Genomic DNA, 11,634 nt, shown 5'->3' with positions numbered 1-11,634 from the left:
ATTAGATCGTCAATCGATAGTTGATTTTTAAAGCCACTCCCCAATTTTTTCGCCTCATTTGTTCATTATAATTGTCAGTTACAACCAGGTAAACATATGACAATGGCCTATACTCCCATTGGATTCTACTGTTAATATTTACATTATCGATTTGCGTATTATATTGAGCATATGTAGTCCAGTTCAATCGATTTGTAATAAATAATTCACCACTAAACTGAAATAAATGAAAAGTACTGCTTCCTAATTCATTCAAATCAATTCTATTCATTATATGCTTTGCATTTAGGTGAATTAATGGCAATCGTCTATAACCTATCTCTGATTCTACCCCTACCTTAGTTCCATTAAAATACCCTCCATTATAAAGCAAAAACCCATAATAAAAATTCTTATTAGTCATTCGATTATTATAGCCCAGTTGTAATTCCAGATTATTATATATTCCCGGAGCTATAGGTCTGTCATTATTCAATATATCAAAGTGATACGGAAGGTCATTGTAATAATGACTAATGTAAAAATACAAGGCTGACATATTCCTTTTAAACCAAATCGTATTTCCCACTTTATTCGTCATTTCCGTCAATCTGCCATCGTGACTCCAAAAAGCATCATTGCTGTAAAAAAGGTATCTATATCTATCCAATGTCTTGGACTTTTTCGGATAGGCATTTTTTTGGAGGTTAAAATATGTATTGACACTTCCTTTTCTAATAGTTGTATCCATGACTGCGTCATAATTATAAAGACGAGGTGTAAAGCCCACATCCGTTATATAGTTTTCAGCTATAGAACTAACAGCTCCGCTTATAAATGTCTCTCTAGTATTGTATGTCGCTTCTAAATTTATAAAATCATTGTCACCAGATAAGTCATGATTATAACTCTTACCATAATTAGCCACACCCGACCATTTATTGTTTTCTGAGATATAATTTAGATTCAAGCCCAACACTCTGTTATAATCCTCTCCAAATTGAAGCTTTTGAACTTCTTGTCTACTGACCATATAGCCCGTAAAGGCAAACTCTTTCGACAACTTTTGATTGGCAACCAACACAGCATAATTCTGGGAGAAACCCGTCTCTTTGTTTTTTTCTGTTTGCGCGTTCAAAACACCAATTCTAGTCGTCGGGCTTGCATTGCCGGATAGTTTAAGTCCAAAAGTCATATCCGCATCAGAGCCTATAATTCTTGAATAAAAAGGGTTGATTCCTTCCGCTCCCAAATTATTAAACAAATCGCTATTCTCTAAAAAGAAATTACGTCGTTCTGGAAAATTGACGGGAAAACGAGTCACATTAATCACTTGTTGATCCACATCCACTTGAGAAAAATCAGGATTTATAGTAGCGTCTAATTTAAGAGAAGATGTTAGATTATATTGCAGATCCAAGCTCGGTGTAATATTAGATTTCTTTGAACTTTCTGACAAATCATTCAAGTGATTGTAGCTTACAGAAGGAGTCAGCACCAAGCGGGAAGAGTTCGATGTCGGTATATCATGCACTTTGAAAGTTTCCGTGTACCTCAAGTCAAACTGTAAATTATTTCGAGGCGTGTCTGTATAAGTCATCCACTTGTTGATTTTAAAATCCCGGACAAAAAACTGAAAGCCCCACTCCTGATTATTTACATCATAATTGATGGAAGAAAAAGGTATTTTAAGCTCAAAATACTTCTTATTGCCATCAGAATATGTCTCTGAATACCACACATTATTCCAACTCTCATTCATTCCATAGCCCTCTCCATTCACATCTATAAGTGCATCAAGTTGAGCATTCCCGGAATTTAGTGCTAAATAATATCCAGTGTTTTGTTTATTGAAAGGGTCAATTACGATTCCAAATGCATCGCTTCTGACAATAGTATTGAAGTGAACATCTCGCTTCAAGGTGCTTAACTTTTGTTCGCTGGAATTATCATGGTACACAGCTCCGATATAAAGGTGCTTGCCGTCATGGAATATTCTTACTTCTGTTTTTTCATCCGCAAGACCTTCATCATTAGGAAAAAAATTATGAAAATCCGTTAGCACTTCAGCCTTCTGCCACACAGGCTCATCAAGCCTGCCATCCATAGCAATATCGCTTTCATACTTGAATATGCTTTTATTTTCTTGAGCCAAGGATACAGTAGCATAAAAGCTTAATAGAATAACAAACGTTGCTTTTTTAATTAGAGCAAATAGAGTATGCATCATTACATTATAGTTTTCATCTCAAAATTCATTTTCACCCAATCTATATTGAAATGAGATGCTATTATTATAATGAGGACATATGGTCAAAACATGGATATAAATAATAAAATATCCATAAATAATCTCAAAAAAGCTTTTTGTATACTAAAATGAATCTTTCGTCACCTTAATGTTTATTTGCATCGAAAAGTATTTAAATTTAAAATCAAACTACAACAAAACATACACTTTGAAAGAAAGCGCAATCAATGAGTTCCTCTATAAGCTAGCAGGAATAAAAACCGTCTATAAGCATATTATCTTTTGGATATTGGTCTATATGCTCTATGTGACTTCTTCAAGTTCGCAATTTGACAATTCCCAAGTATTGTATACTACCTATCTGATTCATGTCAGCTTGGAGATAATATTGGGGTACAGCATTCTCTACATTATCATTCCGAGGTTTAAAAAGCATCAAAAGCTAAGTAAATTCATCTTGATGTCGATAGTATTGCTTTTTATTATCAATGCGATGTATGTCACCGCTCGTATATTTTATTTAGAACCTTCCTCTCCTGCCTGCTATGAATCGTTTTTAAGCCAAAATGGCCATTTGAGCTATTTAGAAAGGCTTTTCTATCCGAAAAGCATCCTTTCCAGCATGCCTTTGCATTATCTGCAACCACTGCTCTTTCTTGTCGCGCTTACATTTTACGACAAACAATTAAAAATGACGACCATGAATGAGCAAAAGAAAACAAACGAGCTTTCAGCGCTCAAGCATCAACTCAATCCTCACTTTTTGTTCAATACGCTTAATAATCTCTACATGCTGACTGTCGCCAAATCCGACAGAGCGCCAAAAGTCATAGAACACCTGTCAAATATCTTGGATTATTTGCTTTATGGCTACGATGACAAATTTGTTGAGCTATCAAAAGAGACAAAGATGATCGAGGATTACCTGGCCTTGGAGCAAGTCAGATATGAAGGCCGTGTCGATATTTCATTTGAAAACAAAGTTGTCAATCCCGTTAAAATTGCGCCGCTGATATTATTAACCTTTATAGAAAATGCTTTCAAGCATGGAGTCAGCCAAGAACTAGAGCTTGCCACGGTAGATATTTTGATTGAATCAGATGAAAAAAATATTATATTTAAAATTTCTAATTCAAAACCAAAAAACGATATCTCTGCCTCCAAGAAAAAAAATATTGGCCTTAAAAACGTAAAAAAGCAACTTGACCTCTTATATAATGATAATTACTCATTGGAAATCAATGATCAAAACGAAAATTTCATCGTAAACTTAAGCCTCAAAAAACACTAACATGTATAAATGCATAATCATCGATGATGAAACGCTCGCGCGTCAGTTGATAGAAAGCCATTTGGAAAATATTGAGGAAATCAAATTGGTAGCATCCTGCAGAAGCGCCATTGAAGCTAGAAAAGTATTAGCAGAAAATGAAATTGACTTGATCTTCTTGGATATTGAAATGCCTGTGCTCAACGGAGTGGATTTTTATCACAATCTCATGCATCAACCTAAAGTTATTTTTACGACAGCTTACAGGGACTATGCCGTAGAAGGCTTCGAAGTCGGAGCGATAGATTATTTATTAAAGCCCATTACCTTTCCTCGATTTCTAAAATCAATAGAAAAATTTCTGGCTTCCCAGCCAAGCTTATCCGTATCAGAAAGTGAAAATGAAGAGAGCGAAAAAGACTATATCTTTGTCAACGAAGACCGTAAGAAAGTCAAAGTCAACTTCGGTGAAATCCTGTACATCGAAAGCTTAAAGAATTATATTAAAATCAAAACTCTTCAAAAAGAGCATTTGGTCAAATACAGCATTTCTTCGTTTGAGAAGAAAATTGATCAACGCTTTCTTAGAATACATCGATCTTATATCATCAATCAAGAGAAAATCACCGCATTTACCAAACATGATATCGAAATCAATGATATCGAAATACCTATAGGAGATAACTACAAAACGCAAATAGAAAATACCTTGATCAACTAGAGCTCTTAGTGGATCAAGGCAATATATTTCACCAACCTACATAGTTCGGCGACTGAATTTCATTCATGGACAGCATCAAAGTCAACCTGCCGCGGTGATGAGCGATATGGTCATTCATCAGTTCGAATATACCCTGACGCGTCATTTTTATCTCCTTTTTAAAAAACGGCACAATGGCATTCAATTCATCTTCCGAATATTTGGTCCATTTGGCTCCAACCTTGTCGAAGCAGTCAGCGACGATTTTCAACTTCTCCGTCTTATCCTTGCTTTCCCAATCGACCAGTTGATCCAAAATCTCTTGCCCTTCATTCTCGCCCATGAAATTGCTCAGCTTTCCAAAATTTTCCATCATATGCTTTAGCTCCTCATCAAAGCTCATGACCTTTTCGACTGGTCGATATGCATATTTGTCCTCAGGCATAGCCTTGGCCACTTCTATGGTATAATTCTTAGTCCTTAGCCATCGGCTCGCAAAAGTTTCTTGCTCAATAATATCTGAAAAAGATTGAGTTGAAATAGTCATCAGAAGTATAAATATTAATGATTTTAAAATTCTCATATCGCCAAACACATTTTCATACATCTCAAGGTAATAAATTCAAAATTAACTTGAAAGAGAAGATTATGAGCTTTTTGGCGCGTGGGATATAAAATGAATATTGATTTGCAGAACCAGCAGAAAATAAGAAATTACTAACTAGTATTTTCTATTCAAAAAATCACATAAAGTCTATTAATAACCAAGCTCATTAACCTCAAATTTAATTACAGAATAATCAATATTTCTGCATTTTATCTTAAAGCAAGAATCATCATTCTCAATCAACACTCTTTCGCTTGATAGAGATGGAAAAAAGTCAAAAGTTATTTCACCTTTACAATGATTTATTAGTGCTTTATCAACTACACATGTAGAATCAGGAAACTCTTGTACAAATTTAAAAAAAACAACTTCTTGGAAGTTAAGCTCCACCACTCCATATTTGTAATTATTAGATTTAATTAAACATCTGAATTTCAATCGAATATTATCTTTTTCTACGGGATAATCTTTGTAATTATTATCAAATATTAAATTGACTAACACTGCGTCAGCAAATGAATCAAATTGTTCAACTATTACTGCTAACTTTTCTTCAATCATCTATATATAGTTAAAAATTAAATACTTAACATTAAAGTTATAAGATCAAACAAAAAACATCAAATAATAAGGTGTTTTATAGCTTCACTTCTGCTAAACCAGGCTGCAAATCTTCACTAGTTTTGAAGTCAACTCTAATTAATCTTTATATATTAAAAAAATTATACATTTGCATCAGTAAGGGACCAAAATAATAGTACTAATAAACAAATTAAAAGCAGGGTAGACATTACAAAAATCATTACTTTAGAAAATAATATTGATACTTTGACATGCCATTCATTTTTAATGATGAAAGGATTATTTTTATATTTACTTAAATAAGTATAGAAAAAATTATTACCCCTGCAGGGATTAAAGATATTAAAAACATAACAAACTTTTTTCCTCCATTTTTATCCCCGTTTACTAATTCTTTTCCTTGTATAATATTACCTATTTCAATGCTAGTTGTCGGAGTAGAATTAAAAAATCCCATAGCATATTCAACATCTTCATATACAACAAAAAAGTCAAAAAAATTCATTCCGACCGATTTTCGATCATGATGGAATTTGCATACATAGCTTCTTATCAGTTAATTCAGACTACACATCTGTGATAAATTAAACACAAACGACACATGCACCACGCTAGGTAGTGTGTTAATAAACAACAAGAAACCCTGTTTCATCATCAACATAAGTGAAAATCTTATCCTTAGATAAACAATATATAATATCTTGCCTTTTTTCACTATAAAGCCCACTAATTGAGCTACTATTTTTGAAGTATGTTTCTAAAATTTTTTCAGATTTTTCACAAATGGGCATCTCCTTCAACATATATGGTTCTAACTCTATAAATTGTTTTTTTGAAACGGTAATACTCGTTCCATGACAGATAGAATTATAGACTTCATTTTTATAATCATTTATATCTAGGCTATTTGATAAAAGTATATAAAAATCTGCATTGTTAATAACAATTGTAGCTGATTCATTTGAATTTTGAGCTATAATATTTAGTGTTAAAAAACAGCTATAGTTAGAAAAGTCGTCAACCACTTTTTTTATTTTTTTATTTGAACAGGAGCTTAAAGACAACATAGATATTATGATTACTTTAATCCAATAGATAATTTGAAATTTCTTTTCTTCCATATGTCGTTCTTTTAAGATCATTTATTTTATTTCTAATCTTATTTTCTAGGCTTACAGCACCCACTTCATACATTGGGATTCCTTTTGCAGTGTTAAAAAAGCTCAATACTATATAATTCCCCCCACAATAAAGCACAAATAGATCACAACATATCTAGAAACATAGCCAAATCTAGCAGATAAGTTTTTTTGGGCTTTGCGATTAAAAACATGACTGACTAGGTAAAAATTCAGAATCAATCAGACTCTATGTTATCTATTATATGGGCTTTAATGCTGGTTCATATCTATGATTAATAATTTAAAACAATAGTATCATCAAACTTGAACAAGCTGTACTAAAGAAATTTAAACAGTTCAAATAAACACATCATATGTTCTACTTTGAACATAATAAATCCAAATAGATAACAAGAATTTACTCTGGATTTAAAATGTTAAGTCATTAATCTTAAATAAAAAGCTTTTATAGAATAGTACTTCATTCTCATTAATTATAACCAATTCAGATAAATCATCAGTGAAACTACCTGAATATTCAATGCAATTTATATTTTCTGCATTTAGGTTAATGTAAAACAAATCATAATCATTAGATATAACACACTCTTTAACTTGAAATAGTCTACAAAATGAAACTGACAAATCGGTAATGATTTTCTGTAACTTTTTATCACAAGACAAACCTAGATAGGATATAGGTGTCTTTAATATAATATAATCGCCATACTTTTCAATTAAGAGTAAATCATCAATCTTATTTTTAAAATCATAATATGACATTGTATTATTCTTGATTCGCTTCCACCCAAAATCTTTAAAATTTGTCACATTAAAATTTGCCAAATAATTCTCATTAATAGATAGTTTACTAAGCTTATCTAAAAGATTAAAATTATAATTTTTATTCTCAAATAAAACTATAGTGTCAGCTGCCATAAATTTATATGTTATCCCTTAAATATTCCTGAAGATTATAGCGTTTTTTTATTATATCTGCCTTAGCTTGTGTTTCTTGTTAGAAATAATTCTTTATTCGTACTCAACAGCATATATTCAAAACACATTACAAGCTTTATGAAAAAAATGCAAATTACAAATGTACTGCACTCTTATAATCAAAATAATATCAACTAATCCATAAATTCATTTCTTTTAACAACTGCCATTTCCCGTTTACTTTTTTATATAACTGAATTCCACCACTACCTGCTAACCAGTCTGCTTGCCAACTATACTCTATGACACAAAGTGTTTTACTATGATTAAAGATAGGACGAGAGTAATGATGATGGCCATAATTACCAAAATTTGCTCTGAACTCCTCCCAATAATCAACTGTATCGGATCTATTGATTTGAGCAAAATCCCGAGGAGTCAAACACCAAGTATTCACCAACCTTTCATTGTCCCATAGAAGTAATTCATTGCTGATTTGACCTCGCATATATCTTTTATCTTTATCATTCAATACAGTATCACTCAATGATTTTATGAATTTGTCCAAATCAGAACTATGCTTCAAAGTAAAACAATTGACTTTCAGGTACTGCATAGAGTCTAACAAGACACTGTCCAACTCATTAGAGTTCATAAAGCTATAGCTTTCTACATCATCTATTACAGTAGATACACTTTTTAAATCATCATAAGAGTAGCCAGTATATCTTTTTCGAAAACTATTATAGTCAAAAATAAACATTCCAAGAAATACTGTTATAATAAAACCGCAGCCAATACTAAATATGCTGTGAACACCAATTTGTCTATACTTTTTCTTTCTCATATTTAATAATCAATATAACCTTTGGATGCTAATGTGAGAGTTCATCCGACCTAATCCAAACCTCTACTCTTATGATGCCTCTCAATAAACAGCTCTACTTTTTCAGCCAACTCTTCTATATTCTCGGAGCTTCGATATTGAGCAGGCCTTATAGAAATAAGATTAAGCATTAGTATTTCTTTTTCATTTAACTCAACCAGCTCCTTATCAAAATACTTTCTTGATGCTTTACTAATTCCGATAGTTGCTCCTCCGAAATAAGTTTTACTCATATAATACTCGAAGCATTTGCGTTGAGTGAATTTCTCTTCTATAAATAGAGTAATGACTTTTTCTCTCAAATCAAATATAATTGTAAAAGGATAGTAATCGGGACACGCCATACGCTTCCCAGGTATAGATGAAAGAGGCAACACTCTATCACATTGACAGGTTTCTACCCAATGATTTTTTATTGCTATAAGAACTACCTCCCAAAAGGAATACTTAAACTTATCCGGGTAATATTCCTCCAATGTATCGATATACTTATCTGGAAGACTTTCAGTATTTTCAATCTCATTATACACCCATTCTTGTTGTTCTTTTGATAATACTTCATCTATCGAAGTTTCAAGCTGATAAACGATATATAATACAAAACTGCTTATGATAATTATCAAAGCCAGAAATACTATGAGCAGTATTTTGATAATTTTTCTAATCATTAATTTTTTCATCAAATGTATTTACTCTTCTGAAATAGTCAACAGTTGCCCCCAAGACTACAAACAGAAAACTACTGATTGGGAATGTATCAATTACACCAAATATAAATTGACCATCTCCGGCACTTTCTGAATGTATCATAGACCATATATAAAAAACCAACGGATGGATGATAAATAGCAGAAGAATAAAATAAATCCATAAGCCAAGAACTTTAAACGGCTTTCCTTCACTACCCTCTTTAAGTAGTTTTTTTAAATAATAATAAGTCGTTAATACAAACAGACTCAGCAAGACCAATACTACTATTAAGCTAATTAAATCATGACTATCAAAGAACCTATCTCCTAACAATTCTAATGGAACAGCTACTGGAAATAAAGTTATTATCACTATAATAGAAATAATTTCCAACTCATCAATTATCATTATAAATGACGGAATTGCAAAGTAAAACCCAATGATTGTCGATTTGTATTTTGAAACCATATTGATAAGCCTTTCATTAATCAACAACTATCACTTTTCTGAAATCAACTTAAGCAGTAAGCTAAGCTTCAATCCAGCCTAAAACATAATATCTTAAATATTTTTGAAAATCTGCAAATAAGAATTATTTTAATGTATAAATATTTCATTTTTTTAACATAAGAACATGAATAAATTAAAACACATCTTAATTGCTTCGCTTTTAACAGTATCAAACGGAATATTCGCCCAAGACATTGAAACAAAAGTTGAGAGCAAAGTGCAAAATGTCAACTTGTTCGAGCAGGGAGCTTCGATCGACAGATACGCTACTATCCAGCTTTCCAAAGGCAAAAACACTATTATTTTTGACAAACTCAGCCATGTGGTGGACATGGAAAGCATACAGCTAGCGGGCAGAGGTTTTAGCGTATATTCAATTGATTTCAACCCGAGCTATAATCCCGAAAACAAGCTTCCAGCGCATATTGAAAAATTAAGCCAAGAAGTCGACGATCTCGAAATCAAAATTGCAGATATCAACCTGTCCATAAAATTAGCATCGGATAAGATCGCTTTCTTGCAAACCAATAAATCCATCGGCAATAACAGCTCGATAACAGCCAACCAGTTAGCGACTACTTATGAACTATATAGTCAAAAACTAAAGCAAGCTTCAGAGGAAAAATTAAAGTTTGAAAGAGAATCACAGAAGCTACGAAAAGAGCTCAATTTTAAACAACGTGAATTAAATAACTTTGTCAGTCAGCTTCGCCATAAAGGAGCCATTATCGCAACACTTCATGCAGATCAAGCAATATCAACCAAAGTCAAGCTAAACTATACGGTGAGAAACGCCTCATGGATTCCGATCTATGATATAAGGTTTTCATCTTTGGAAGAAGAACTGACATTAATCCAAAATGCCAAAGTCTCTCAGACTACCGGCAATGATTGGAATAACATTGAGCTTTCTGTTTCAACAGGCAATGCCTTGTCCCAAGAAAACCTGCCTCATATCAGTCCATGGAAAATAAACCTCTATCCTACTTATTCCAAAAGCAAAATGATGCGAAGTAGAGTCGTGGAAGTGCCTGATGAATTAGAGATCAATGAAGAAATAGAAGTAGATCTTGATGTTGACATAGAATATGATTCAGAAAATTGGGAATCACAAGAAGAAGTCTACAAAGCACCAACAAATTATATCTCCGCTCGTCAAAGCACTAGCACCATCAGCAAAAAGTTTACATTTGAGAAAAAATTTGACATACAGTCAGAAGATACTGAGCAACAAGTTCAACTGAGACAAGAAGAAATCAAAGCCGAATTCAAATACAAAGCAGTGCCCAAATACTCACAAAATGTATTCTTAGTCGCAGAAATACCCAACTGGGAAAGCTATGGTTTTGAAAATGGCAAGGCCAATATCTATATGAGCGATCAGTACCGAGGCAAAACTTACCTGAATAAAGGCACCATAGGCGAAGACTATATCATCAGTCTTGGAAAAGATTCGGATATCGCTGTCGAAAGATCTCAGATCAAAGACTCAAATTCCAGAAGATTCCTTGGCAGCAAGAAGAAGGAGGTCTTTGCTTGGGAAATATTAGTAAAGAACAATAAGAACAGCGCTGCACAAATCGAAATCAAGGATCAGATACCTGTCTCATTGACGGACAAAATCATCATTACGACTGAAGAATTAAGCGGAGCCAATCACGACAAATCAACAGGTATGTTGACATGGGATTTGAATCTACAAGCCAATGAAATCAAAAAGCTGGTCTTCAAATACACAGTTGAATCACCAAAGAATGAACGTGTGGGGTATTAAAGGCTATCACGACTTAGTTTTATAAATAATAGATCAAAATAAATTTTCTGTTTTTAAAAAATAGCGAAATCCACCTTTCAAGGGGGGATAGAGGGATGTTTCATCAAATTTCTCTGGGATTAAAAATATGAAAATGATTTTGGTTAGGTACTTAAAAAAAAATGAATCCTCATTCCGGCGATTATCGGATATTATTCTTTTAATCGCCAAACTAAGTAATTGATCAGAATAAATTTCCTATTTTCAAGTATCATATTAAGGCCTAAAAATAGCAAAATCTCCCTTTTGAAGGGAGACTCAGAGGGATGTTTTATCAAATGTCTTT

General features: G+C 32.7%; 12 protein-coding genes. 3 read left to right on the top strand and 9 right to left on the bottom strand.

The genetic code is table 11. From position 1 onward, the window contains the following. Window position 1: 1 nt before the first annotated feature. Window positions 2–2,209, bottom strand: coding sequence for a DUF5916 domain-containing protein (locus tag AABK36_RS20995; RefSeq protein WP_309942293.1), 2,208 nt, complete (start codon window positions 2,207–2,209; stop codon window positions 2–4). A 229-nt stretch (window positions 2,210–2,438) separates the two neighbouring features. Between AABK36_RS20995 and AABK36_RS20990 the strand changes: the two genes are divergently transcribed. Both AABK36_RS20990 and AABK36_RS20985 read left to right on the top strand, forming a co-directional pair. Continuing rightward, window positions 2,439–3,521: a sensor histidine kinase gene (locus AABK36_RS20990; RefSeq protein WP_309942295.1), complete on the top strand. Its 1,083-nt coding sequence runs from the start codon at window positions 2,439–2,441 to the stop codon at window positions 3,519–3,521. A 1-nt stretch (window position 3,522) separates the two neighbouring features. Next, on the top strand, window positions 3,523–4,221 hold the full coding sequence (locus tag AABK36_RS20985; RefSeq protein ID WP_309942297.1) for a LytR/AlgR family response regulator transcription factor: 699 nt from the start codon (window positions 3,523–3,525) through the stop codon (window positions 4,219–4,221). 28 nt (window positions 4,222–4,249) lie between these two features. On the opposite strand, the gene AABK36_RS20980 is transcribed toward AABK36_RS20985, so the two are convergent. From AABK36_RS20980 to AABK36_RS20945, 8 genes are all read right to left on the bottom strand, one after another. Continuing rightward, window positions 4,250–4,783, bottom strand: a complete 534-nt coding sequence (locus AABK36_RS20980) for a DinB family protein (RefSeq protein ID WP_309942298.1) — start codon at window positions 4,781–4,783, stop codon at window positions 4,250–4,252. A 174-nt stretch (window positions 4,784–4,957) separates the two neighbouring features. After that, complete coding sequence (locus tag AABK36_RS20975) at window positions 4,958–5,368, bottom strand: hypothetical protein (RefSeq protein WP_309942299.1); 411 nt, start codon at window positions 5,366–5,368, stop codon at window positions 4,958–4,960. A gap of 316 nt (window positions 5,369–5,684) precedes the next feature. Next, window positions 5,685–5,894 carry a hypothetical protein gene (locus AABK36_RS20970; protein WP_309942300.1) on the bottom strand — a complete coding sequence of 70 codons (210 nt, stop codon included), beginning with the start codon at window positions 5,892–5,894 and terminating at the stop codon, window positions 5,685–5,687. Between the two features lie 118 nt (window positions 5,895–6,012). Further along, window positions 6,013–6,510: a hypothetical protein gene (locus AABK36_RS20965; protein WP_309942301.1), complete on the bottom strand. Its 498-nt coding sequence runs from the start codon at window positions 6,508–6,510 to the stop codon at window positions 6,013–6,015. A gap of 429 nt (window positions 6,511–6,939) precedes the next feature. After that, window positions 6,940–7,449: a hypothetical protein gene (locus AABK36_RS20960; protein ID WP_309942304.1), complete on the bottom strand. Its 510-nt coding sequence runs from the start codon at window positions 7,447–7,449 to the stop codon at window positions 6,940–6,942. 190 nt (window positions 7,450–7,639) lie between these two features. Continuing rightward, window positions 7,640–8,296: a hypothetical protein gene (locus AABK36_RS20955; protein WP_309942306.1), complete on the bottom strand. Its 657-nt coding sequence runs from the start codon at window positions 8,294–8,296 to the stop codon at window positions 7,640–7,642. Between the two features lie 50 nt (window positions 8,297–8,346). Beyond that, window positions 8,347–9,003 (bottom strand): transglycosylase domain-containing protein, encoded by a 657-nt coding sequence (locus AABK36_RS20950; RefSeq protein WP_338390343.1) that lies wholly within the window; start codon window positions 9,001–9,003, stop codon window positions 8,347–8,349. Beyond that, on the bottom strand, window positions 8,996–9,493 hold the full coding sequence (locus AABK36_RS20945) for a hypothetical protein (RefSeq protein WP_309942310.1): 498 nt from the start codon (window positions 9,491–9,493) through the stop codon (window positions 8,996–8,998). The genes AABK36_RS20950 and AABK36_RS20945 overlap by 8 nt, the downstream gene beginning before the upstream one ends. Window positions 9,494–9,659: 166 nt before the next feature. On the opposite strand from AABK36_RS20945, the gene AABK36_RS20940 reads away from it, so the two are divergent. Further along, entirely contained in the window at window positions 9,660–11,309 is a 1,650-nt protein-coding gene (locus AABK36_RS20940) for a DUF4139 domain-containing protein (protein ID WP_309942311.1), read from the top strand. Window positions 11,310–11,634: the final 325 nt, after the last annotated feature.

The organism is Aureibacter tunicatorum (assembly GCF_036492635.1).
In the GTDB taxonomy this organism is placed as follows: domain Bacteria; phylum Bacteroidota; class Bacteroidia; order Cytophagales; family Cyclobacteriaceae; genus Aureibacter; species Aureibacter tunicatorum.
This window is presented reverse-complemented; position numbering and strand designations above follow the sequence as displayed.